The sequence below is a fragment of the Tardiphaga sp. OK245 genome, from assembly GCF_900108575.1.
Taxonomy (GTDB): domain Bacteria; phylum Pseudomonadota; class Alphaproteobacteria; order Rhizobiales; family Xanthobacteraceae; genus Tardiphaga; species Tardiphaga robiniae.
This window is the reverse complement of record NZ_FNWZ01000005.1, coordinates 183,804-206,260: the sequence shown is the minus strand read 5'-3', so window position 1 is coordinate 206,260 and position 22,457 is coordinate 183,804. Positions and strand designations below refer to the sequence as shown.

At 58.8% G+C, this 22,457-nt stretch carries 20 protein-coding genes and 2 pseudogenes; 13 read left to right on the top strand and 9 right to left on the bottom strand.

Annotated features, from left to right (window positions below; genetic code table 11):
• Positions 1 to 99: 99 nt before the first annotated feature.
• Positions 100 to 510 (bottom strand): hypothetical protein, encoded by a 411-nt coding sequence (locus tag BLW80_RS24070; RefSeq protein WP_093760403.1) that lies wholly within the window; start codon positions 508 to 510, stop codon positions 100 to 102.
• Between the two features lie 417 nt (positions 511 to 927).
• Here BLW80_RS24070 and BLW80_RS24065 point away from each other — a divergent pair, with 417 nt between their 5' ends.
• From BLW80_RS24065 to BLW80_RS24055, 3 genes are read left to right on the top strand one after another with little or no spacing between them, the layout of a single operon-like run.
• Positions 928 to 2,079 (top strand): ABC transporter permease, encoded by a 1,152-nt coding sequence (locus tag BLW80_RS24065; RefSeq protein ID WP_502688631.1) that lies wholly within the window; start codon positions 928 to 930, stop codon positions 2,077 to 2,079.
• Positions 2,080 to 2,082: 3 nt separating this feature from the next.
• Positions 2,083 to 2,832 carry an ABC transporter ATP-binding protein gene (locus tag BLW80_RS24060; RefSeq protein ID WP_093760399.1) on the top strand — a complete coding sequence of 250 codons (750 nt, stop codon included), beginning with the start codon at positions 2,083 to 2,085 and terminating at the stop codon, positions 2,830 to 2,832.
• Between the two features lie 9 nt (positions 2,833 to 2,841).
• Positions 2,842 to 3,945, top strand: a complete 1,104-nt coding sequence (locus BLW80_RS24055; protein ID WP_093760397.1) for an ABC-type transport auxiliary lipoprotein family protein — start codon at positions 2,842 to 2,844, stop codon at positions 3,943 to 3,945.
• Positions 3,946 to 3,971: 26 nt separating this feature from the next.
• On the opposite strand, the gene fixJ is transcribed toward BLW80_RS24055, so the two are convergent.
• Together fixJ and BLW80_RS24045 are read right to left on the bottom strand one after the other, a co-directional pair.
• Positions 3,972 to 4,577: a response regulator FixJ gene (gene fixJ / locus BLW80_RS24050; RefSeq protein ID WP_093760395.1), complete on the bottom strand. Its 606-nt coding sequence runs from the start codon at positions 4,575 to 4,577 to the stop codon at positions 3,972 to 3,974.
• Entirely contained in the window at positions 4,567 to 6,009 is a 1,443-nt protein-coding gene (locus BLW80_RS24045; protein ID WP_502688630.1) for a sensor histidine kinase, read from the bottom strand. Before BLW80_RS24045 ends, fixJ begins: the two co-directional genes overlap by 11 nt.
• A 175-nt stretch (positions 6,010 to 6,184) precedes the next feature.
• Between BLW80_RS24045 and BLW80_RS30480 the strand changes: the two genes are divergently transcribed.
• A complete protein-coding gene (locus BLW80_RS30480; RefSeq protein WP_170849784.1) occupies positions 6,185 to 6,355 on the top strand; it encodes a hypothetical protein in 171 nt (56 codons plus the stop codon).
• Between the two features lie 251 nt (positions 6,356 to 6,606).
• Here the strand turns inward: BLW80_RS30480 and BLW80_RS24035 are convergent, their stop codons facing one another.
• The 3 genes from BLW80_RS24035 to BLW80_RS24020 form a co-directional block, all read right to left on the bottom strand.
• Positions 6,607 to 7,002, bottom strand: a complete 396-nt coding sequence (locus BLW80_RS24035; RefSeq protein WP_139285911.1) for a hypothetical protein — start codon at positions 7,000 to 7,002, stop codon at positions 6,607 to 6,609.
• A 461-nt stretch (positions 7,003 to 7,463) separates the two neighbouring features.
• A complete protein-coding gene (locus BLW80_RS24025) occupies positions 7,464 to 8,675 on the bottom strand; it encodes a cyclic nucleotide-gated ion channel (protein ID WP_093760385.1) in 1,212 nt (403 codons plus the stop codon).
• Between the two features lie 80 nt (positions 8,676 to 8,755).
• A complete protein-coding gene (locus BLW80_RS24020; RefSeq protein WP_093760383.1) occupies positions 8,756 to 11,437 on the bottom strand; it encodes a cation-translocating P-type ATPase in 2,682 nt (893 codons plus the stop codon).
• A gap of 317 nt (positions 11,438 to 11,754) precedes the next feature.
• Here BLW80_RS24020 and BLW80_RS24015 point away from each other — a divergent pair, with 317 nt between their 5' ends.
• Positions 11,755 to 12,594 (top strand): universal stress protein, encoded by an 840-nt coding sequence (locus BLW80_RS24015; RefSeq protein WP_093760381.1) that lies wholly within the window; start codon positions 11,755 to 11,757, stop codon positions 12,592 to 12,594.
• Positions 12,595 to 12,685: 91 nt separating this feature from the next.
• Here the strand turns inward: BLW80_RS24015 and BLW80_RS31010 are convergent.
• Positions 12,686 to 12,972 (bottom strand): annotated as a pseudogene (locus tag BLW80_RS31010) (hypothetical protein); the annotation flags it as partial.
• On the opposite strand from BLW80_RS31010, the gene BLW80_RS30620 reads away from it, so the two are divergent.
• Entirely contained in the window at positions 12,916 to 13,290 is a 375-nt protein-coding gene (locus BLW80_RS30620) for a hypothetical protein (protein WP_210185349.1), read from the top strand. The pseudogene BLW80_RS31010 and the gene BLW80_RS30620 sit on opposite strands and share 57 nt — an antisense overlap.
• 426 nt (positions 13,291 to 13,716) lie before the next feature.
• Here the strand turns inward: BLW80_RS30620 and BLW80_RS24005 are convergent, their stop codons facing one another.
• A complete protein-coding gene (locus BLW80_RS24005) occupies positions 13,717 to 14,619 on the bottom strand; it encodes a hypothetical protein (protein WP_093760379.1) in 903 nt (300 codons plus the stop codon).
• Between the two features lie 46 nt (positions 14,620 to 14,665).
• On the opposite strand from BLW80_RS24005, the gene BLW80_RS24000 reads away from it, so the two are divergent.
• Positions 14,666 to 16,528, top strand: a complete 1,863-nt coding sequence (locus tag BLW80_RS24000) for a hypothetical protein (protein ID WP_093760377.1) — start codon at positions 14,666 to 14,668, stop codon at positions 16,526 to 16,528.
• A 366-nt stretch (positions 16,529 to 16,894) separates the two neighbouring features.
• Here the strand turns inward: BLW80_RS24000 and BLW80_RS31005 are convergent, their stop codons facing one another.
• Positions 16,895 to 17,140, bottom strand: a complete 246-nt coding sequence (locus tag BLW80_RS31005) for a DUF6634 family protein (protein WP_502688634.1) — start codon at positions 17,138 to 17,140, stop codon at positions 16,895 to 16,897.
• A 994-nt stretch (positions 17,141 to 18,134) separates the two neighbouring features.
• Here BLW80_RS31005 and BLW80_RS23990 point away from each other — a divergent pair.
• The 6 genes and pseudogenes from BLW80_RS23990 to BLW80_RS23965 all read left to right on the top strand — a co-directional run bounded on the left by BLW80_RS23990 (position 18,135) and on the right by BLW80_RS23965 (position 22,345).
• A complete protein-coding gene (locus tag BLW80_RS23990; RefSeq protein ID WP_093760373.1) occupies positions 18,135 to 18,452 on the top strand; it encodes a helix-turn-helix domain-containing protein in 318 nt (105 codons plus the stop codon).
• A 517-nt stretch (positions 18,453 to 18,969) separates the two neighbouring features.
• Positions 18,970 to 19,248 (top strand): annotated as a pseudogene (gene thyA / locus BLW80_RS23985) (thymidylate synthase); the annotation flags it as partial.
• Positions 19,245 to 19,778: a dihydrofolate reductase gene (locus BLW80_RS23980; protein ID WP_093760370.1), complete on the top strand. Its 534-nt coding sequence runs from the start codon at positions 19,245 to 19,247 to the stop codon at positions 19,776 to 19,778. The pseudogene thyA and the gene BLW80_RS23980, both read left to right, overlap by 4 nt.
• 153 nt (positions 19,779 to 19,931) lie before the next feature.
• Positions 19,932 to 21,086 carry an FtsH protease activity modulator HflK gene (gene hflK, locus BLW80_RS23975; protein ID WP_089268263.1) on the top strand — a complete coding sequence of 385 codons (1,155 nt, stop codon included), beginning with the start codon at positions 19,932 to 19,934 and terminating at the stop codon, positions 21,084 to 21,086.
• On the top strand, positions 21,083 to 21,976 hold the full coding sequence (gene hflC, locus BLW80_RS23970; RefSeq protein WP_089268264.1) for a protease modulator HflC: 894 nt from the start codon (positions 21,083 to 21,085) through the stop codon (positions 21,974 to 21,976). Before hflK ends, hflC begins: the two co-directional genes overlap by 4 nt.
• A gap of 168 nt (positions 21,977 to 22,144) precedes the next feature.
• Positions 22,145 to 22,345: a DUF2065 domain-containing protein gene (locus BLW80_RS23965; RefSeq protein WP_068734021.1), complete on the top strand. Its 201-nt coding sequence runs from the start codon at positions 22,145 to 22,147 to the stop codon at positions 22,343 to 22,345.
• Positions 22,346 to 22,457 lie beyond the last annotated feature (112 nt).

Below are 22,457 nucleotides of genomic sequence, written 5' to 3'. Positions count from 1 at the left end.
TGCCTTGCTTATATCGGACAAAAATACCGAGGGACCGATCCTTTGCCACTGAGCCACTTGTCATTCTGAAAACGTCAGAGCAGCCTGAAGCGCGGTCAGTTAAAGCGGGGTGACAGACGCCACCCGATAGGTGTGGATTGCGTCGGCCTCGCGCAGCGAAACGTATTCGCCCTGCCGGAACGCTTCCTCCTCGAAATGGAATCCCGCCTCGTCCGACATGTCTCCGGCCACATCGTAGTGGAATGCCCAGCTTCCGCCGGGCCGGCGGACGAGATGGCCGCGAATGTCATCTCCGCCCGGACGCAGGCGCGTGACGCGGCAAGCCTCGCGGTGCGACTTCCACGACGCAGCATCGATGCGATCGTTCCCGTCGAGCGGCGCGGCGATCACGTAGCCGATCTCGGAGTTTCCCTCGGGATGCTGCGCACTGCGCGCAAGTTCGAGGCGGATTCTGCGGAAGGTCGCGGGGAGGCTGCTGTTACGGATGGGTTGGAAGGAGTGCTGCTGCATGGAATGTCCCTTCGGTCAGGATCGGTATTGGTCATGCCGGCCGGCGAGGCCGATCCGGACCTCCCGTTCGGTAGGTCGCACGCAGTGCCGCGCCGACCAGAATGCCTATCATGAGGGCGGAGACGACAGCGGAGGCGGACTGCTCGATCACCCTTCTCTCGAGAGGGCGCTGCCGATCGGTCAAAATCTTCTGTATGGCCGACCAAACTCGGACGACGCTCGAAGCAAGCCCACATCGCGGAGCCGTGTAGCGATCCTGCTGTGCGGTATGTTTTGGCATCCTGGTCCCTCACCATCCGCAGAGTATGCCGATTTGGCTTCTGCCGATTGACCCACGTCAAACTCACCCACATCGATAGGGCGGCCGCCTTGCGATTGATCAAGGCGCGGCAGGGGGCGATCCTTCTAACTGCGCTTATGCAAGACGCCATAAGCCCGCCTGATCTACTTCCGACGCTGACAGCACAGCCTGGGCGACCGCTCGCTTTCGTCGCCTGTGGCTCTTGGACAGTGGAGCATGCCGAATTGATGGAGCGGCTGCTGCGCGAGGCGGAACTGCGTCTCCGCCCGGCTCCTGGCGGCGAACTCGATCTGACGGCCGTGACAGCCCTCGATACGTCCGGTGCTTGGGTTCTCGAGAAGTTGACCCGTGCGCCCGCCAGCGGCTGCGCCGTGGAAGCCCATGGCCTTACGGCATCCCTGTCAGGACTGCTCGCGCAGGCACATGAACTCAACAGGGGGCCGCCGGATATAGAACCGCGAAAGGCTTGGCTGCAGGTTCAGATCGAGCGCGCAGCAGACTACATGGCGAGCGTGTACCGTGATGCCGTGGCGTTCTTGCATCTGCTTGGGGCGGTCAGTATCAGCCTCGGACGCATCATGCTGCGACCTGCGCGGCTGCGCGTGACCTCGACCGTCTATCAGTTGTTTCGGGTCGGCTGGCAGGCGATTCCGATCATGCTGCTGATCACCTTCCTGATCGGCGCGATCATTGCCCAGCAGGGTATCTTCCACTTCAGGCGCTTCGGCGCGGAATCCTATGTGGTCGACATGGTCGGCATCCTGGTGCTGCGCGAGATCGGAGTTCTGATCGTGGCCATCATGGTCGCTGGCCGCTCCGGCAGCGCCTACACTGCCGAGATTGGTTCCATGAAGATGCGCGAGGAGATCGACGCCCTGATCACCATGGAGCGGGATCCTATCGAAGTGCTAATCGTTCCACGCGTACTGGCGCTGATCATAGCATTGCCGATCCTCGCCTTCCTCGGCTCGCTGGCAGCGCTCTACGGTGGCGGTCTTGTCGCATGGCTCTACGGCGGAATGAGCCCTGCGATCTTCATCGCGCGACTCCGCGAGGCCGTGTCTGTGACCCATTTCGAGGTCGGCCTGATCAAGGCACCGTTCATGGCCCTGGTCATCGGCATTGTCGCAGCGGTGGAAGGCTTGCGCGTGAAGGGAAGCGCCGAGTCGCTTGGCCGTCAGACCACTGCGTCGGTCGTGAAATCGATCTTTCTCGTCATCGTCATAGACGGCATGTTCGCCGTCTTCTTCGCATCGATCGGAATGTAGGCCATGTCCGAGCCCGGCGCAGCCATCCAAATCGACGACTTGGTGGTCGGCTTTGGCCGCCACGTGGTCATCGATCAGCTGTCACTTACCGTCCGCCGGGGCGAGACGATGGGGCTGGTCGGCGCCTCTGGAGGCGGCAAGTCCGTCCTCATGCGCGCGATGATCGGGTTGCTGCCAAAGCGAAGCGGCGAGATACGCATCGATCCGCAAATCGAACGCCGCGCGGTCAGCCGCCTCGGTGTGCTCTTTCAGCAGGGAGCCCTTTTTTCGTCGTTGAACGCCCGTCAGAACGTGCAGTTTCCGTTGCGCGAGAACGTCAATATCTCGGACGAATTAATGGACGAAATCGCTAACGCCAAGCTGGAAATGGTGGGCCTGACTGCGGCGGACGGTGAGAAGTTTCCCTCCGAACTATCGGGAGGAATGACCAAGCGCGTAGCCCTTGCGCGCGCGCTTGCGCTAGACCCGGCAATCCTGTTTCTCGACGAGCCTACGTCGGGGCTCGACCCCATCGCCGCGGGTGAGTTCGATGCCCTCATCACCGTGCTTCAGAAGACGCTCGGTCTAACGGTGTTCATGGTCACCCACGACCTCAGCAGTCTTGCATCGATCTGCGACCGCGTCGCCGCACTCGCAAAAGGAAAGATCGTTGCGCTGGGCTCCCTCGACGACGTCCGGGCCTCGGATCATCCGTGGGTCAGGAGCTACTTCCACGGCGTACGCGCCAAGATGATCCATAGCCCCGCCGCCTAGGAGAAGAACATGGAAACGCGCGCACCATTCGTCATCGTCGGAGCGTTCGTACTCGCCGTGATCGTCGGCGTGTTCGGCTTCGTTTACTGGCTGAACAATGCTGGTGCCGTCGGGCGCCGTGCGACCTATCAGATCGCGTTCGACGGCCCCGTTCCCGGACTGTTGACCGGAGCCGCTGTCCTTTTCAACGGCATTAGAGTCGGAGAGGTGACGTCTCTACGTCTTGACCCAGCGCGTCCGCGGGCCGTGGCTGCCACCGTCGCGGTGGCTATTGAAACACCAGTCCGCAAGGACACCAAGATCGGGCTGGACTTCCAGGGGCTCACCGGCGTGCCGGTCGTTGCGCTCGAAGGTGGCGGCGGTACTGCGGGTCTGGATCCCGGCGATGTCCTGCAGGCCGGGCCGGGCGCGGGCCAGAGCATGACGCAGGCGGCGCGGGACGCGCTGCGGCGCGTGGACGCCGTCCTTTCGGAGAACGCAGATCCGCTCCGCGATACGGTCGCGAACCTGAAGATCTTCGCGGAGGGTCTGGCGCGCAATACGCCGCGCGTGGACAGCATACTGGCCGGGCTCGACCGGACGATGGGCGGCGGTCAGGCGCCGCAGGCCAAGATTACCTACGACCTCGAAGCTCCGCAGTTCGAGCCGGGGCAGCCGCCAATGAAGGCGCAGATCACCATTGGCGAACCCACGGCCATCGCGCGGCTGCAGACGCAACGCTTTCTGTTTCCATCGGGTGAGGACCAGCCCGGCTTTGGGGCTGCGCAATGGAGCGACAGCCTACCAGCCCTCCTGCAGGCGAAGCTGCTCCAGAGCTTCGAGAACTACGACGTCGATCATCCCCCGCTGCGTCCCGACAATGCAGGGCAGGGTGGCGGACGGGTCGTGCTGGACCTGCGCAAGTTCGAGATCGAACCGTCGGTCGACGCCAAGGCCGTTATCATAATGTCGGCGAGGATTCTCGACGAGGCTGGCAAAGTGACAGCGGCCCGGATATTCAGCGCGTCGCAACCGATCGGTGCGATGGATCCGGCCGGCGCGGCGGTCGCCTTCAACAATGCCTTCCAGTCGCTTGCGCGCGATCTGGTCCGGTGGACGGCGCGGAAGTCGTAGCAGGAGCGTTGAGGCGGACCAGGATTCTATAATCCCGCAGCAAGCGCCAGCCGCATGAGCTCCGACATGCTTCGCGCGCCGGTCTTCGCCATCAGATTGGCGCGATAAACCTCGACGGTGCGCGGACTGATCCCAAGATCGTGCGCGATCACCTTGTTAATCTTCCCGGATACCAGACCTTGCAGCACGTCGCGCTCGCGCGGCGACAGGTCAGCAAGACGGGCCATCGCGCCCTCACGTCCGGCGTCCGCCCCATCAACCGGCTTGGCTGCCATGGCCGACCGTATGGCCGAGAGCAGCGCTTCGTCGTCGAAGGGCTTCTCAATAAAATCGGCGGCGCCGGCCTTCATGGCCTCGACAGCCAGCGCGACGTCGCCGTGGCCGGTGATAGCTATGACGGGGCAGGGCACGCCGTCCGCCTTGAGTCTGCGGACCAAATCCAGCCCGCTCATGCCGGGCATGCGGATGTCGGAGACGACGCAGTCGGGGACAGTCTTTCGAATATGGTCGAGGAACGCAGCGGCGGTCCCGTGCGAGCGGGCGTTGAATCCATTGACATCGAGCAGGAAGGCCAAAGAATCGCGCATGGCGGGGTCGTCGTCGATGATATCAATGGTGGGTCTATCGTTCATGTTGTGGGACCTGCTCTGCAAAGGGCAAAGTGAATTGAAAGCGCGTGCCGCCCTCGATCACCGGCTCGGCCCAGATGCGACCGCCATGGGACTCGACGATCGTGCGGCAGATCGAAAGGCCGACGCCCATGCCATCCGGTTTGGTGCTTACAAAGGGCTGGAAGAGGCGGCTTTGGATCTCTGTACCGAGACCATGCCCGGTGTCCGAGATTTCGAACAGAGCGGAATCACCGTCACGGCGGACGGTGATGCTGAGTTCGAGCCGATCTTCCGTCGCCATTGCCTCGATGGCGTTGCGGATGAGATTCAGGGCCACCTGCTGGATCTGGATCCTGTCGACGAGAATCGGCGGCATGTCCGGTTCGGCACGCAGTGTCACGTGGATGCCGAGATCCCGGGCTCCAAACAATGCAAGCGCCGCTGCCTCCTCCAGCAAAGTACCGGGATTCTCCAGTGCGGACTGCGTCTCGCCTTTAGCGACGAACTCCCGCAGCCTGGCGATGATCTCCCCTGCACGCAACGCCTGTTCGGCCGTTCGGTCGAGCGCTGCCGCTATCCGCGAAGTATCGGAATTCGGCTGCGTGAGCAGCGTCTTCGCGCCGCGTACGTAGTTCGTGATCGCCGAAAGGGGCTGATTGAGTTCGTGCGCCAGAGAGGATGCCATCTCGCCCATCGCGGTCAGACGGGAGACGTGAACGAGCTCTGACTGGAGTTCCTGAACGCGGCGTTCTTGCGTGCGCCTCTCGGTGAGGTCGCGAACGAAGCCGGTGAAGAACCGGTCTTCGCCGACCTTAGCCTCGCCGACTGCGAGCTCCATAGGGAATGTGGACCCGTCCTTGCGTTCCCCAACGACGATGCGGCCGATGCCGATGATGCGGCGCTCACTGGTTTGTCGGTAGCGGCCGAGATAGCCGTCGTGCTCCGCCCGGTATGGCGACGGCATCAGCATGGAAACGTTCCTGCCTATCGCTTCGGCTGCGCTCCATCCGAATAGGCGGACCGCCGCGGCGCTGAAGGAGCTTATGATGCCTCTGTCGTCGATGACGATCATGGCTTCCGGCATGGCCTCCAGGATCGATTGCAGATGCGCCTGCCGTTTTCGTGCGTGATCGGACTCCCTGAACAGCCGGTCACCCATGAAGCCAAGCACGGGCCCCACCACCGCGAAGAACGAAAGGTCAATTAGATTGGCGGGATGCAGCAGCAATTCCCTACCGCTGATGGCCAAGCTGCCGACGATGCATAGCAACGTGGCTAAGATTGCGGGCCCGCGACCTCCCACGAAAGCAGCGAAAACCACGACCGGCACGTAAATGACCGTGAAGGTACGGCCCTCGAAAGAATATTCGAGCAGCATACGCAACGATACCGCCACGGCGACCGCGGCTGCAGCCATGCCGTATGGAATAAAAGCGCGCGCCCGACTGTTCAAGGTATTGTCTCCCCGACCACCTCAACCCACACCTACGCCTACGTCAACGTCGATGTGCAGCATAGCTCAGCCGCAACCGCTACATGGGTGCGTTCGAGTTCTTCCCATCGTACTCTTCGCGTGCGATAGTCAAGATACCCTGGCATACCTTGGCGGCAGATCGGGGATTTCGGCCATGGACAAAAGCGTAGCAGACCTCAACATCGCGCATTTTAAACGCTTACTCGAAACCGAAACAGACGATGACAAGCGGAAGTTGCTCATGCGGCTGCTGGCCGAGGAAGAGGCAAAGCTCGCATCAATGCTGAAGAATCGACCGCAACCTGGGAAGCGGTCCGGCTGCTAGTCAGATCTCTGCCAGAGCCTCCAATGGGTCGGCTCTACCCTGATGATTGCCCTGGTTTCCGAGTGTATCCAGCCGCCCGGTCTGCGACGGCAGGGGAAGACGAGCGCATGCGGGACCTCGCTCTCGATGACCGCGAGCTCAAGATCGCAATCATCGGGAGCTGATTGGATGCTTTGCCATTCCTGTTCAATCGGCATGAGCGCCTCCCGGTTGCGCCTTATCCCGCGCGGGCCGCGGGGGGCCGTCTTGGGTCATGCGCTCCGGGACTCCGCAGCATCTTCCGATGGTTTCGTTTCTGCGGTATCGGCCGGCGCGAAGAAACGCATTTCGAGCTCGCCGAGAGCCCTCGCACTGTCCAGCGCGTAGCTGGCATCGTCGGCGGCGTTCTGCATTGCGCCCTCGATCCATTGTTCGCAAAGCTTGATTTTTTCGCCGACTGCGGGCGTTCCACCGAACTTGAACAGCAACTGCCAAGCTTCGGTCGAATCCTTCTGAATCCGCTCCAGCCAATGCTGGTTGATCTCCATCACCTTCTTGGCGAGCTCGGATTGGACAGCAGCCGCCTGCGCAGCACGTTGGCGCAGCGCGGTTGCGATTGCGGGGACGCTATGTGGTACGCTGTTGTTTTCTGACATTGATGCCTCCATGGGCGATCTGGTTCGATCATGCACTTGTCCGCATGTTGATCCACGCGGCTCCTGAGACTTTGACGTGGGTCAAAAACTTCATGAAATCGCTGGTCGAACCGACCGCTGCGCGCGCGGCGGCTTCGCAATCGAACGTGTGCAAAAAGAGTGAGTTCGATCATCTTCGGGCCGCTAGGTGCTATCTGGCCATTTGAGATCGTAGATATTACCCAACGTGCGATGCAGCCTGGGCTGCCGTCTCGCTTAGAGCGTGGGGGTGGCTGCCGCAATACCTATCGCTCCGGGGCACCAATTTGGCCACCAGCTCTCCTGCAGTCGGATGTAGATCTCACCGAGACATTCGCAATCGCCGCATCGAAGAAGGTGGGTGCGAACGAATCGCTGTAGCTCACCACCCCTGATCATCGATGGCTTCCATGGAAGAAGAGTTTAGCAAGATAAATAGCGCACACGATGTAGAATTATTGGGATGGCGCACCGGAATACTCATTCGCACTCAGGTCTGTGTCATCGGCGTAAATCTCGTGGCCGAGTTTGGTGCTGGCTGCCTGTTTGATGCGGTCCGCCAGGGCGGGCTGGCGTTCCATTAATCCGTGAAGGTCGGATGCGTCCAGGACAAGGAGACGCGTCGCCACCACTGCCGTCGCCGTCGCAGACCGCTTCACCCTCCGCAATACCGCGACCTCGCCGAAGAACTGACCACCCACCAGACGAATATGCTGATGCTTGAGTTTGAGCGCGACTTCGCCATCGACGATAATATACATAGAGTGGGCGGCCTCTCCGCGCCTCGTTATAACCGTGCCTGGACCTACCCTGATTGCGCGCAGCATGGACATGACTTCCGCTACTTCGGCCGCGCTGAGGGTGCTGAACAAGGGGATGCGCGCAACCAAACCCCATGTTATGAGAAAGTCACGTCGATGAACCTCGTTGGCAAACGATGAAGCCACGATTCCGATAGGCAATGCGACCATCAAGAGGCCGCAAAAGATCGTAAGCGCAGCGATCAACCGTCCCAGCGCGGTGATGGGCACCGCATCTCCGTATCCAACGGTACCCAACGTCACAATCGCCCACCACAGCGCCTCGGGTATGGTGCCGAACTTGTCCGGCTGCGCCTGATGTTCTGCAAAGTGCATGAGCGCCGCTGAGATCAGTGCTGCTCCGACAATGAGAATAAGACACCCGCTCAACGCACGTCGTTCGCTATAGAGCGAGTCGAGGAGAGCACGTGTCGCGGGGGAATATCGTGAAAGCTTCAAGAACCGCAGAAACCGTAGGACGAGCAGGATCTTCAGATCGCCAGCGACAAACGAGCTGAGCCAGAACGGCGCAATCGCCACAAGGTCGATCAGGCCGTGGATGCTTAGGAGAAACCGCGTTCGCGCAACGGCATGGTTGTGCGCTCTAAACTGCGGATGTTCGACCGCGGTCCAAACCCGGGCAGCCAATTCGCACGTTAGTACCGCTGCCGCGGTCCACTCGATGGCCCTCAAAAGGGAATGATATTCGCTCAACAGGCTCGGAACGGATTCAGCCACGGTTGCGATAAGCGAAAGCGAGATGACGGAAATGATCAGCCCATGCACGATGAGGCCGAGCCAATCGGACTCTTCATGGCGCTCCAATGCGGAAAAAGCGCGTCGACGTAGCTGAGCGAGCGATGTCATTTGCACTATAGCCCAATGGCCTCGTTGCTGCGGCCGATTGTACTACCGGCCTTGTTCGAAACGTTGCGTTCCGTCAATGTTTAAAGGGGAGCCGCGTCCGGCGACATCTGTGAGCGCGGCTGCCTACCATAACGCTTCAGCCACACCGATAGTCGAGCAATGAGCGGGCCCCCGATCAACGGGAGCACGCTCATGGTGGAGATGACGACCCACGCATCAGCTCCGGGCGGCGATACGTGCAACATCCGCGCAAAATAGGGTGAATATACCGAAACAAGGATGATGCCGGCACAAAGTGCAAGCGCGGCCCACAACCAGGGGTTTCGACTGACGTCATTGTCGACGGCGCTCGAACGTCGGTCGCGCATGTTGAAGACGTGCCAGAGCTGACTGAAGGCCAGCGTTAAGAACGCGACCGTCACGGTCTCAGTCTCACTCAAGAGCAGTCCGTAGCGCGCGGCCGCTAGGGCGCCGAATGTCGCCATGGTCAAAAATGCGCCGTGCAAGGATATCTCGATCCATTGAGCACGTCCGAGAAGCGGTTCCTTTGGGCTCCGAGGCGGTCGCTTTAGGACGTCTCTATCGCCTTCGCCCATGGCGAGAGCGAAGGCCGGGAAGACGTCTGTGACCAGGTTCAGAAACAGTATCTGGATCGGAAGAAGCGGAAGCGGAAGTCCGGAAATCATGGCAATGCCAACGGTCAGAACCTCGGCGAGATTGCATGACAAGAGATAGATCGCGAAGCGGCGGATATTATCGAAGATGACGCGCCCGTTACGGATTGCCTCCACGATGGTAGGAAATGCGTCATCCAAGAGGATCATGGCAGCCGCTTCCCGAGCCACATCCGTGCCTCTCAAGCCCATGGCGACGCCGATATCCGCCTGGCGGAGGGCCGGTGCGTCGTTGACGCCATCGCCCGTCATTGCAACGATCTGACCGGAAGCCTGAAACAAACGCACAAGCTCCAGTTTCTCTGTCGGGCTTACCCGCGCGAAGATGTCAGACTTCAGCAGCTCAGTGTCGATAGATCCATTGTGCCTGGTGAGTTGCGTGCCTGCGGTTATACGCGGTGTCTCGCCACCTAGGCCGACTTGTCCAGCAATGCTGCGTGCCGTCGCCGCATGGTCGCCAGTGACCATGATCACTCTAATGCCGGCATCGCGGCACGCGCCGATTGCCGCAGGCACGTCTGGTCTCGGTGGATCATCGAGGCCCACCAGGCCGAGAAATTTGGATGCATCGAAGGAGAAGTCGGCGCCGCATCTTGCAGTCTTCTTGGCAATGCCGAGGACGCGGAGGCCCTGGGTGCCGAGCGCCGCAGCGCGCGCCAGCCACTCTCTGCGCATTGGTTCGTCCAAGATGACGGAAGCGAGCACCGCTTCTGGCGCGCCTTTGACGGCAACGATGTAGTCCTCTCCATGACGATGGATTGTAGCCATCATCTTGCGTTCGATGTTGAATGCGAGCTCGGACACTTCAGGATTGTCATGGAGCAGGCGGCGTCGGTCCAGCCCGGCCATCCGACCGGCGCGTAGGAGAGCCAATTCCATCGGGTCGCCGCTGTCTCCGCCTACGACGTCCGATAGCGTCGCGTTGTTGCAAAGCACTGCAACCTCGAGAGCTTCTTGCATCTCCGCTGCGGCACCGGGTGGGATGACGTTGCTGCCGTCGCTTGACCCAAAGCTATTTGTGGCGAGGCGAACCTCTCCAGACGGGAGCCAGATACGTTGCACAGTCATGCGGTTTTCGGTCAGCGTTCCTGTCTTGTCGGTCAGAATCACGGTGGTGGCACCGAGTGTTTCAACGGCTGCAAGTCGTTCGACGAGGGCATTTTTTTGTGCCATCCGCCACATGCCGCGGGCCAACGCGAGCGTCGCGACGATCGGTAGCCCTTCGGGAATGGCGGCGACCGCCAGCGCGATGGCAGCCTCGATCATAAGGAACGGGTCTTTGCCTTGAAGCAGGCCGAGCCCGGCAGTGAGAGTCGCCAGAACCAAGGTCAGCCAAATCAGCTGCCCCGATAGACGCGCAAGCTTCTTCTCGAGCGGCGACATCTCCGTTTTGGCATCAGCAACCAGTTTCGAGATCTGACCCAGTTCTGTATTCGTACCGGTGGCGACGACTACGCCGACGCCAGTTCCATGTACGATGTTTGTGCCCTGAAAAGCGATGGAGGTGCGATCCGCGAGGCGCGCGTCCGCGTGAACGGGTGTTGTCGTTTTGCCGATCTGCACCGATTCTCCAGTCAATGTAGATTCGTCGGCTTCCAGGTTCGCTGTTTCGATCAACCGCAAGTCTGCAGGAATGACATCGCCGGCGTCGAGTAACGCGATGTCCCCTGGAACGAGCTCCTTTGCCTGAATCACGCAAACTTCACCGTCTCGGAGCACTCTGGATGAGCGATTTGCCAAGGCTCTTATGGCCTCAATGGAGCGGATGGCCTTGAACTCAGTCGCGAAGCCGATCACCGCATTGATTATCAGAACGACGATAATTGAGACGCCTTCCTCCCACTCTCGGAGGGCAAGCGCCACGACAACAGCGATCGTCAGTAGGATGACTGCGGGGCTCTGAAACTGATGCAGTAGTATCGAAAGTATTCCGGCTCTCGGTCTGGACTGCATTTCATTGGCCCCGCAAACGGAGAGTCGTTGCTTGGCCTCTGAATTAGACAAGCCTGCTTTCGGCTCGACTTCCAAGGCGAACAGGACATCGGCCGCGTCTTCGCTCTGGGGAGCTTCGAGGTGGAAGCGATCCATTGTTTATCAACTCCACACGCTGTCGACCAAATATTCCTCCATGTTAGGCGACGACCGTCGCCCCCATTTTGAGGCAGCGCAATAAGGCACCGCTGGTGACTTTGTTCGCCGAACGGGAGCTAGGAAGATCAATCCCGCATTCCAATCCGGTTGTAACAAGAGTCGCACGAAGTTTGTTGGCGCAGTTGACCCAGATCAAAAGTGCCTATGTGGAGCGGCGCTAAGTATTCATCGTCAACGAAGGCGGCGGGAGAGACTGACATGCCCGCCGGTCGGCAACGTGAGCGTGAGCTTGAACAGCTCCAGTGGAGATACCGATGGCATTCAAAGATCTGATCCTTGGGTTGACCAGCTATCCCGAGCCGACCCCTTCTCCTGCGATACAGTCCGCGGTGTCATTTGCGTCAGTGTTGGGATGTCATCTCGCTGCCGTCGCTTGTGAGATTCACCACGAGGTGCCGGGGAGCTTTCTTTCGAACGCTCTCATCGACATTCCAGCGTTGGCCGCGCGTGAGGCCGAAAAAAGCAGACAGAATGTGGCGACGTTGCTGACCGCGTTTGAAACGGTCGCGGGCAAAGCCGGTCTGTCCCATGAGAGAATTTTTGAGAAATGCTTCGTGCATGAAGTATCGGATGTGTTCGTCGAGTACGGACGGATGCGCGACCTGATGATTATTCCGGCCGCACCCTCTTACGATCAGTGGCACGCCGAGTCTGTAATCTTTGGAACAGGAAAGCCAACTCTGATTCTTCCAGAAAGGGTGCTCGCGGAGACGTTCGAGCTCAATACCGTGATGATCGCTTGGGATTTCAGCCGCACGGCGGCGCGCGCGATCGCCGATGCGATCGACCTTCTCGAAAAAGCCAAGGACGTTCGAATCGTGACCGTTCAAAATGAAAAGGAGATCGATACGAAGCGTTCGAGCGAAGAGGTCGCTAAGAACCTTTCACGGCACGGAATTAGCGTGACCTTGGAAAACATTGACGCTGCGGGACGGTCAATTGGAGAAGTGCTTAAGGCATCCGCCGCCTCATGCGATGCGGATTTGCTGGTAATGGGCGCATATGGTCATTCGAGATTCCGGGAGTTCATTCTTGGGGGCGCAACCAAGAGCCTGTTGTCCGATCCACCGCTCCCGATAATGTTCTCTCACTGATGAGTAGATAGCGCTCCGCTTCAACGGCGGAGTTTCTCGAAAAAACCGGCGCAAAGCGGACGTAGGTAAGCCCGCCGTTACCGCAGTGACGTCACAAGGTGCTGGGCAGACACCTGCTGGATATTCGGTCAAAGGGCCGCTCCTTCAGGCTGCAAGGTGTGCCGTAATAGTCGTTCACTGCGTGCGAGCGCTTGGTGTCCGACCAATCCCAATCGTTCTCGTTGGCGTATTTCGGAGCGCCGTCGAGCTGGGTCTTCGTCACGTTGGTGACATACCCCTCAATATTGGTGTGGTACTTCAGCGTCTGCCACAGGAGGGGTAGTGGTCGTCGCCCATTCCGAGGAAGCCTCCAAAGCTCAGGACGGCGTATGCGACTTTGAGAACGGAATCGCGACATTGTGGTCGCGATGGCGAGGCAGCGCGCGGCCAATCGCGCGCGGCACTCTTCCCCTATCGGTCTTCGGGTCTGAGAACTACGGATATCGTCTCGGTCTTCTGGGCGCACCGTTCCGAATTTGTCAGGCGAGGGCGTCACTTGGCTTCGGCATATTGATCGGCATCATGGGTGGGGGCGTTTTGATCGTTTCATCCGCGCTCAGCATCGCCGCGCTTCTCGCCCTTGTGTTCCCGTCACGGCAGAAAAAGGGAGCTGCAACAGCCAAGGCAACGGTCCCTCAGCCGATCTCCTCATCCTGAGCGCCAAAGATCGCGTTGGCGCCCAGTCATGCGGGTCGAGGAGGGCTGCCCAATCGTTCTTCTGAACTCGCCAGAGGGCATCGACGACATGACCGCCTGAGCAACAGATGGCCTCCCGGAAGTCGCTTGGGCGAGTCCATTGCGAAATCGTCGGTAGGTCATCATGTCATCCACAACTTCCGCAAGCGCGATGTTCCGGATAAGGTGGCAAAAAAAACAGCACGAAATCTATCCGGCCATCACAGCGGTTTACGCTGCCGCCGGTGGCCTACCTCCGCTTGTTGGAGAAGCTCATCCCGCACGAAGTTGGATTGACCGCCGCGGCCAATCCGCCTCGCTACGAAGGTGCAGACCCCGTGGCAGCATTGAAAAGAAACGGATTACCTGACCTGCCGGACCTGACCCAACCTTCGCACTGTGCAGCAATCAAGAGTGAGGATGTATCAAATGCAAAAGAAGTCGAAAAAAGGTCTGGGCAGTTGGGATTAACAGCAACAAAAATCCAAGTCCGTATACAGAAGCAATAAACGTCCGGAGAAACGGCTTCGTATGATCGTAAGCCATGTACTGCATCGCAAAAATGTCATTCCTGAATTTCGCTTTGAAGGCCACAGCTTCTAGATCGGCTGTAAATCCCAACGAAATTTGCGGGCCCGAATGGATCGCGTGCGCTATCTTGCTGGGATCTGGGCGCCCCCGGAAATCCTCGTATAGATGGTTTTCATTTCCGTCAGCGAGTTCACCACGCTCTTGATCATCGTCATAGTTTGGTAGGTCTTGGTACATTTCTGAGATCACGGCAGAGAATAAAACGTGGAAGTCGTCTGGTTGCCCAAGGCCTCGCCAAAAACCGAGAGTATCATCGTTCACCTCATCGCCCATCCATCGGCTATACTGATAAGCGATGAAAGGCAGGATGAGCGTCATCCGTGGTTGGCTGATCAGTGGGGCTTCTGTCGTTTGGTATTCGATTATCGATGAGTAATTTTTGATCTCCAGAGGGCAGAAAAGCACGAACAACGCCGACCCTATCCCGAGGAAAGTCAAGCCGAAGTATATATAATAAAGTCGAGCCAGCGTGAGCTTGCGAGCTTCAGCCGTTGACTCATCCACCGACAAGTGAAGCCAGCGGCGCACTAAGTCGGGGGATAAGGTGAGAACATCCACAATGCTCTGATTGAACAATAGCAGTGACCCTAAAAAGGGAACTATTATAGTCAAAGCTATGAGGCGCGACTGCCCAATTCTGCGAATGGTGGACCAGGGGATATGCTTGATGGTGTGGCTGTTTGTGACATTCCAATACCAATGCTTTAGATACAAATTCATTGATTAATCCGGCGGTGAACCGCATATGATTCCCAGATGCCCTGTAATGTCTGATGTAGTCATCTTCTCCAATGATGCGCAACTTGCTGCGCAACTATCTGCCGTTATGGCCAAGTCCGATCATTATCTCCCGGTCATCGATGGGCCACGAATGCAGCGTCCCGACAGTGCAGCAGAAGTGATACACCGAACAAACGCAGTGGTGCGCGCAAAGGCTAAACGGGTGTTGCTGGCAGGAGTTGACGACAACACTGCAAACGCCATGCTGGAGAGACTTCCAAAGTCTCGCGTTACCCGTGTTGAAAAAGGTATCAACATCGCTGGCTACGTGTCGAACGGTGCTCAATTGGATAATCCGCTCGCCTGGGGGCGTGATCGGATAGGAATTGGGCTGCTCCGCGCTTTGCGCGAAAAGCGATCGATCATCTTTGAAGATAAAATGTCCCCTCCGGGGGAGGTCGAGGCGCGGTCAGGTCATCTTGTCGTATGCGAGGTCGGCGATGATATATCGCAGGTCATCGCCGCAAATTACGCTTACTCACTTCGGGCAGGATTGATACTTATTCGAGAGACGAAGAGAGACGAGATTGATCGTATCTTGGAGCGTTTCTATTCCTTGTACGATTCTCAAGATCAATCTCCGTCGGACTCTCTGAGAGAATTGCGCGATGAGTTGCGTAGCATTGCAGGTGATATTGCGGTCCCGGACGGCGGATCTATTACGTTTATATCTGACGGGCTGCCGTTTGGATTTGCGTTTCCCGAAGTGCCGTGCACTCACTTGTTCGGTTATCCGGCGCTTGGCTTGGCGGTTCTGCACGGCTTTGCCGCGGAACAGTCGGGTTCGCGCGGGGTTCAAGTCGCTGCGCTAGTAAATCCAGAGACGACGCCTGCGCCGGAAATCGATATCGCCGCGAGCATTCTTTCGGAACAGCGCTTGTTCGTTCGCGGGTATCAAGGCGCAGGAGCCGATGTAACGTCGATATCTGATATGATTGAGCTATTCCCGTACGATTTGCTTATCATTGCAACCCATTGCGGCGACGTGTCGGGTCACCGATGGACCTACGAGTTTACAGATGCCGAGGGATTGGAGCGCCGGCTCGTCGTCGACATAGCTCTTGGCGTTGGACGAACAGACGATGAGGATCTCCTGCATGTGACCCAGTTCATGCGGTTTGTCTCCTTGGATGGCGTCCCATGGAACGATAGCGAGAAGAAAGAGAAATTATACGTTGGTGAGGCAATAAACGACTTTATGGAAAAGGTTCGAAGCGATGCAGACGATGTTCTCGAACCTACGTTAAAAGACACCGTGTCGCGCGTTGTTGGATCCGCCGCGCTCAAGATGAGCGATGGAAACTTTATTGCTCTACCAAGGTCGTTAGCAAACGAGGGCACTCCGATCATAATTAACAATGCCTGCGTATCTTGGCATCGCTTGGCGAGCAATTTCATGTTTGGTGGGGCTCGCGGGTATGTAGGGACACTATTTCCCATCTCGACGACCGAAGCAGAGGACGTCTTGTTGCGTGCGTTGAAGAAGCACCACGGGAAGATGCTTCCTCATGCATTCTGGTCCGCTCAACGTGAAGCATATGGCGACAATCCTCGTCGACCCTACGTCGTCGCCGGGGTCTATCCGCAGAAGATCCGCACGAAGATTGATGATGTCCCGCGTTACATCTTGCAAGAATTGCAAAGAGGGTACGAGACATGGAGCACTTACCGCGATCGTAGTGGACCGCATAGCTCTCAGAGAAAGCGAACAGTTGAGTCTAACGTCACATTTTTTGAGCAAGAGGTCCGGTGGTTCAGGCAAACCTACGGCCGCGGTCCCGGTTCTAAGAATGGCACTTTGAAGGCGATGCGCACGTCGGGTGGCGGGTCCAAGATAGTTGTGAGATAGTAGCGCTCGTCCAAAACAAGGTCTCACGTTGAGCGGAAGATTACCTTGAAGCTATCCATGTTGAGATCGTCAGAGTTCGAAGCGGTCAGCGGCCGGATGGCGCCTCTTATCCAGAAGACCATCTAGTCCGGTCGGCAGTCTGTTACATTGGACGCGGGGCCGACGGTTCATCGACAGAGTCATCGGAATGGACGGCCTTCTGCCGCCGAAAGGGCTCCGCATCCGCAACTTCTACATTCCGGATCTGCACGTCGACAGCACCAAGATGAAGACGCGGGATTTCAGATGGAGATCGGCGAAGCATCGCGTTCGGAGTGCGACCAGCAGTCTGCGTTAGCGAGGCGAAGCCTCTCCGCACGCTGAAGGTCAGGAGGAACGCGTGCTGCCATAAGGGCGTCCTAATCGATACCAACGCGAATTCGTGCGAGCCACCCCCATCTCTTCCACGAGCAGGCAAAGATCGCTTGTGACGATCGAACGCCCGCCGCCGGGCAGAGTCGGGTGATCCCAAACCATTCCCGCTAAACAGGCGGCGCTCCGAGAGGTCCGCATCCAGTTGTCGAGAACGGGAGCTTCGTCGCCGATGTTTAGGTACCCATCAGTGAAAAGCATCAAGTCTGTCGCCAGCCGCTGAAGGCGATCCACCTCTGACGCCAACGCGAGAAGGTCTGCAGGACGTCCATTTCCGAATTCAAACATTGTGCTTCCAAATCTAATCGAACCGAAGCCGCATCAGGCCCCCTTCGATCATGCACGAAGCTGCGAGACCGACCGAGCGAGCGTCACGGCCGCTTCCGCGATCGCTGAACTACAAACGTACTCTGACCTGTTAATGAGGTCGTCCAGATGATCTCGGGAGAACTCCGGGATACCGGGCCAAAGTATGTGCGGGCGGGACAAACCAACTCGCCGGGGGCCATCAAAGCGCGCCACTGCCGTTTCGACGGCCGGTTCGTCCGCGGTCTCCGGCCAAGCAACTGGCAAAAGCCTAGCACACACCCCATGAGTCGGCCTTCTCGCTCCCGATTTAGAAATCGATCGCGAGCGAAAAAAGGGATCGGTGCCGGAGGATTGATACGGCTGAAGATCTCTGTAGTCCCGAACAGCAAGTTCAATCTCGTGAGCCTTGCGCCTCATTGGGAAAAGAACTACCGGCGCCGGATAGTTTAGGACGGTATCCCAAACGGTCCGTTTGACCATATCAATGACGACCGTCGAGCACTCCGGATGAGCCGCAATCATGTGACGTATGGCGTCCGGCGTAGCATCGTGTTCGGCGATGGCCGCGGTCGCGAAGGGGACGCCGTTGGCAGAAGCTATGACCGGCTGGACGCCCGACATCGTGATCTGAAGGTGCAGCGGTCGAAGCCCTATCGCGGCAAGTCCCGCAGATAGAACGATGCTGGATGCGGTGCGCCCAGCGCCGCCCTTTGATCCTAGCAGAACGAATAAGGCCATTAGCGAATCCTTTGCAACCCGAGGAGTGGCTCCCGGCAATGTAGCCAGAACGATACATCAAATACAAGGATTCGTGCTTTCGAAGACAAAAAATACGGAATTCGATGACAATTGTTGACACGTCGTTGCTCCCATCGAAATTGGCTCGATGTACTACCCTCCCAAGGTTTTAATGGCAGCCCGGCAACTCCTCGGAATTAGCCGGGAAGACCTTGCTGAAGCGGCGAAAATTAGCTTCCGCACGCTCGCCAATTTCGAGATGGAAATGCCAGGGACGACGCTAAAGACGGTCGAGGCCGTGCAAACGGCGCTCATGTCGCATTATGGACTGCAATTCATTCCGGAAGACCAAAGCAACGGGTTTGGAATCCGTTTCCCACTAGGTCATTTTTCAAACCCGCAGAATAGACGGCGCACACCGCGCAAACTGAAAGCGAAAACCGTAACCAAAAAGCGAATAACTTGAGCCGAACAATGCTGGCGCTGGGCAACGAGTTGCGGTTGTCCATGAGTGATCTTCTCGACGTAGCCTCCATTCAGACCTCCGGTCGACACTGCGAAATCCTCGATAGCCCGGGGACTGAGCACCGCGCGCTTGAATTCTGAAGGTGGGCCAACATCCCTGCGTCAAATCGGGCCGTAGCCGTGAGATCATTGGAGCTGTGTTCCATTGTGGTCCGTCCCCCCCCTTACGGGGGCATGGAGTTACCTTGGTAACCAGAGTTCAGCTCAAGCAGCTCCTTGGAGATCTGAACGGCCCTGCTTGCTTGCAACTGTGGGAGCCGCTGCGCAGGGCCGTCCTCCATGCCTGTTCCGGGCTCAAAGTGAAAAACCCGCTGATCGCGGGTTTTGCTTTGTTCTTAAGACGCGCGGCATACCAGTTTCAGTGAGGTACTTAGCAAGGGAATCGTCTACCTTCTATATGCGCAGGCGTATTATATTACCTCTATTCCGTAGCGAAAGTAGTGAAATTGGCCATAGCCGGAAAACCGTTCAATATCGCCTCCTATGCACTGCTGACGATGATGATCGCGCAGGTCACGGGTCTCAAGCCCGGCGACTTCGTCCACACCCTTGGCGATACGCATCTCTATTCCAACCATCTGGAGCAAGCGCGGCTGCAGTTGACGCGGCCGACGCGTACGCTGCCGGTGATGAAGATCAATCCGGACGTGAAGGACATCTTCGCGTTCCGCTATGAGGACTTCACCCTCGAAGGCTACGATCCGCATCCGCATATCAAGGCCGAGGTTGCGGTGTGACCGCAACGACGGCTGTCCCTCAGATTGTCTTCGTCTATGCCGTCGCCGAGAACGGCGTGATCGGGCAGGGCAATGCCATTCCATGGCGGCTCAAGTCCGACATGCAGCGCTTCAAGGCGCTGACGATGGGCAAGCCGATCGTGATGGGCCGGAAGACGTTCGAGTCGTTTCCGAAGCCGCTGCCGGGCCGCACCAATATCGTCATCACGCGCAATGCCGACTATCAGGCCGCGGGGGCTGTAGTCACCACGTCGCTTGCCGATGCGCGCGCGGTGGCGACTGGCGATGCGCTGCGGCGTTTGGTCACTGAGATTGCCGTGATCGGCGGCGCCGAGATCTATGCCCAGTGGATGGGGATCGCCGACCGTCTCGAAGTGACCGAAGTTCACGCGAAGCCGCCGGGCGATACCTTTATGCCGCCGGTCGATCTCACTGTGTGGGAAGAAGTTGCGCGCGTCAGGAACGCCGCGGCGGGCGAGGACAGCGTCGATTTCTCCTATGTGACATATTGCCGGAGAGCGCCTCGTTAACCGCGTTTTCCGCCCGTTAACATTGACTTTCGCGGCCTCGGGCATAGCTCCAGCGATCAAGAACCCCGCGTTGTAAGAGCTGGGGTCGTCCCCTATAAAGCCATGCAGACGTGGCGAGACCGGTATGTCCGGCCGCGCAGAGGAGAGTGTTGAATGCCGTGGAAGAATCAAGGCGGAGGCCCATGGGGCTCTGGTCCGAAGGGACCCTGGGGTTCTGGTCCGCAATCATCCGGACCGAGGCCGCCTGATCTTGAGGATCTGCTGCGCAAGGGGCAGGACCGCCTGCAGTCGATGCTGCCCGGCGGCTTCGTCAGCGGCATGGGCATCGCGCTCGTGCTCGCCGTGGCGCTCGTGATCTGGGGGCTGTCCGGTTTCTTCCGCGTGCAGTCCGAAGAGCTCGGTGTCGTGCTGCGCTTCGGCAAGCATGTCCGCACCGTGCAGCCCGGCCTGAACTATCATCTGCCTTATCCGATCGAGACCGTGCTGTTGCCGAAGGCGCTGCGCGTATCGACCTTGTCGGTCGGCATGTCGATCCTGGAAGATACCGGTCGCCGTGGCCGCACCATCCGCGATGTGCCGGAAGAAAGCCTGATGCTGACCGGCGACGAGAACATCGTCGATGTCGACTTCACCGTGTTGTGGCGCATCAAGCCCGACGGTGTCGGCAACTTCCTGTTCAACATCCAGAACCCCGAAGGCACCGTCAAAGCGGTCGCCGAAAGCGTGATGCGTGAAGTTGTTGGCCGCGCCAACATTCAGCCGATCCTCACCGGCGCACGCACCACCACCGAAACCCAGGTGCAGGAACTGATGCAGAAGACGCTCGACGGCTATAGCGCCGGCGTCCTGATCCAGCAGGTCCAGCTGCAGAAGGTCGATCCGCCTGCCCAGGTGATCGATGCATTCCGTGACGTGCAGGCGGCACAGGCCGACGCGCAGCGTCTGCAGAACGAAGCCCAGACCTACACCAACCGCGTCGTTCCCGATGCGCGCGGTCGCGCTGCGCAGATCCTGCAGGTCGCCGAAGGCTATCGCGAACAGGCGATCGCCGAAGCCAAGGGCCAGAGCGCGCGCTTCCTGAAGGTCTATGACGAGTACAAGAAGGCGCCTGACGTAACCCGTCAGCGTATCTATCTCGAAACCATGGAGCGGATCTTCGGCGGTGCCGAGAAGCTGGTCTATGACGGCGGCCAGGGCGCCGGTGCTTCGCAAGGCGTCGTGCCTTACCTTCCCTTGAATGAACTGACGCCGCGGCGTCAGCCTCCGGCGCCATCTGGTCAGCCTCAGCAGAGCGGGAGCACCCGATGAAAACCGGCATCTCAGGTATCGTTGCACTGATTGTAGTGCTGGTGCTGGTCATCGTGGGCTTCGGCTCGATCTATACGGTGCGCCAGACTGAACAGGCCCTTGTGGTGCGACTCGGCGAGCCCGTTCGCGTGGTCACCGAACCCGGTCTGAACTTCAAGATCCCGTTCATCGACAGCGTGATCTCGATCGACAAGCGTATCCTCGATCTGGAAAACCCGGCTCAGGAAATCATTGCCAACGACCAGCGTCGTCTGGTGGTCGATGCCTTCGCTCGCTACAAGATCAAGAATGCCCTGCGCTTCTACCAGAGCATCGGCTCGATCCAGGCGGCCAACATCCAGCTCACCACGCTGCTCAACGCGGCCATGCGCCGTGTGCTCGGCGAGGTCACCTTCATCCAGATCGTGCGCGACGAGCGCGAGAACCTGATGAACAAGATCCGCGAGCAGCTCGACAAGGAAGCCGATGGTTACGGCATCTCCGTCGTGGACGTTCGTATCCGCCGCGCCGATCTGCCGGAGGCGAACAGCCAGGCTGTGTATCAGCGGATGCAGACCGAGCGTCAGCGGGAAGCTGCTGAATTCCGCGCGGGCGGTGGCCAGAAGGCGCAGGAGATTCGCTCCAAGGCCGATCGTGAAGCAACGGTGATCATCGCCGATGCGAATTCGACGGCTGAACAGACGCGTGGTGCCGGCGACGGCGAGCGCAACCGTCTGTTCGCCGAATCCTACGGCCAGGATCCGGAGTTCTTCGCGTTCTACCGCTCGATGACAGCCTACGAGAACGGATTGAAGAGCAACGACACCCGCTTCCTGCTGCGGCCGGATTCGGAGTTCTTCCGCTTCTTCGCCAATCCGTCGGGAAAGCCCCCCGCGGCAAAGCCGCAGTAGCGGCGTCACTGGTTAAGCTTACGCGGATACCTGTTTTGCGTTCGCTGCCACTCTGATCTAAAGGATGAGGCGCGCCATCGTGGCGCGCCTCATTTGTTTTCAGAAAAGCGCCAAGAAAACTGCCAAGAAACTGCGGCCAGGGTGCGAACGTTCGGGAGTTGAAGTCGGATGAGGTCCATAGCGTTTGCCGACTTCCTCATCGGCATCGGAATCCTGTTCGTATTCGAAGGCATCCTGTTCCTGGCATTTCCCGGATGGATGCGCCGCGCGATGAAGAGCGCGCTGCAAAGCCCTGACAACATCCTGCGCATTGCCGGTCTGGTCTCGGCCGTCGGCGGCCTGATCCTGATCTGGGCGATCCGGCGCTAGCGGCGGCTCATAATCTCTCCGGGCGTCCGAAAAAGCTCTTCCCGATCAACGCGATCGTGCACGTTTACGTCCGCATTCCGCCGCAATCCACGTCCCAGATGGGCCAGCCGGA

Bases quoted from the DNA above. Each gene is read 5' to 3' on its own strand.
- BLW80_RS24035 (WP_139285911.1), bottom strand. From the start codon at position 7,002: ATGGAGGCATCAATGTCAGAAAACAACAGCGTACCACATAGCGTCCCC.
- BLW80_RS24005 (WP_093760379.1), bottom strand. From the start codon at position 14,619: ATGAATTTGTATCTAAAGCATTGGTATTGGAATGTCACAAACAGCCAC.
- BLW80_RS24065 (WP_502688631.1), top strand. From the start codon at position 928: ATGCAAGACGCCATAAGCCCGCCTGATCTACTTCCGACGCTGACAGCA.
- fixJ (WP_093760395.1), bottom strand. From the start codon at position 4,577: ATGAACGATAGACCCACCATTGATATCATCGACGACGACCCCGCCATG.
- hflC (WP_089268264.1), top strand. From the start codon at position 21,083: ATGAAAACCGGCATCTCAGGTATCGTTGCACTGATTGTAGTGCTGGTG.
- BLW80_RS31005 (WP_502688634.1), bottom strand. From the start codon at position 17,140: ATGCTTTTCACTGATGGGTACCTAAACATCGGCGACGAAGCTCCCGTT.
- BLW80_RS24000 (WP_093760377.1), top strand. From the start codon at position 14,666: ATGTCTGATGTAGTCATCTTCTCCAATGATGCGCAACTTGCTGCGCAA.
- BLW80_RS23990 (WP_093760373.1), top strand. From the start codon at position 18,135: ATGTACTACCCTCCCAAGGTTTTAATGGCAGCCCGGCAACTCCTCGGA.
- hflK (WP_089268263.1), top strand. From the start codon at position 19,932: ATGCCGTGGAAGAATCAAGGCGGAGGCCCATGGGGCTCTGGTCCGAAG.
- BLW80_RS24015 (WP_093760381.1), top strand. From the start codon at position 11,755: ATGGCATTCAAAGATCTGATCCTTGGGTTGACCAGCTATCCCGAGCCG.
- BLW80_RS23965 (WP_068734021.1), top strand. From the start codon at position 22,145: ATGAGGTCCATAGCGTTTGCCGACTTCCTCATCGGCATCGGAATCCTG.
- BLW80_RS24055 (WP_093760397.1), top strand. From the start codon at position 2,842: ATGGAAACGCGCGCACCATTCGTCATCGTCGGAGCGTTCGTACTCGCC.
- BLW80_RS24020 (WP_093760383.1), bottom strand. From the start codon at position 11,437: ATGGATCGCTTCCACCTCGAAGCTCCCCAGAGCGAAGACGCGGCCGAT.
- BLW80_RS30480 (WP_170849784.1), top strand. From the start codon at position 6,185: ATGGACAAAAGCGTAGCAGACCTCAACATCGCGCATTTTAAACGCTTA.
- BLW80_RS24060 (WP_093760399.1), top strand. From the start codon at position 2,083: ATGTCCGAGCCCGGCGCAGCCATCCAAATCGACGACTTGGTGGTCGGC.
- BLW80_RS24025 (WP_093760385.1), bottom strand. From the start codon at position 8,675: ATGACATCGCTCGCTCAGCTACGTCGACGCGCTTTTTCCGCATTGGAG.
- BLW80_RS24070 (WP_093760403.1), bottom strand. From the start codon at position 510: ATGCAGCAGCACTCCTTCCAACCCATCCGTAACAGCAGCCTCCCCGCG.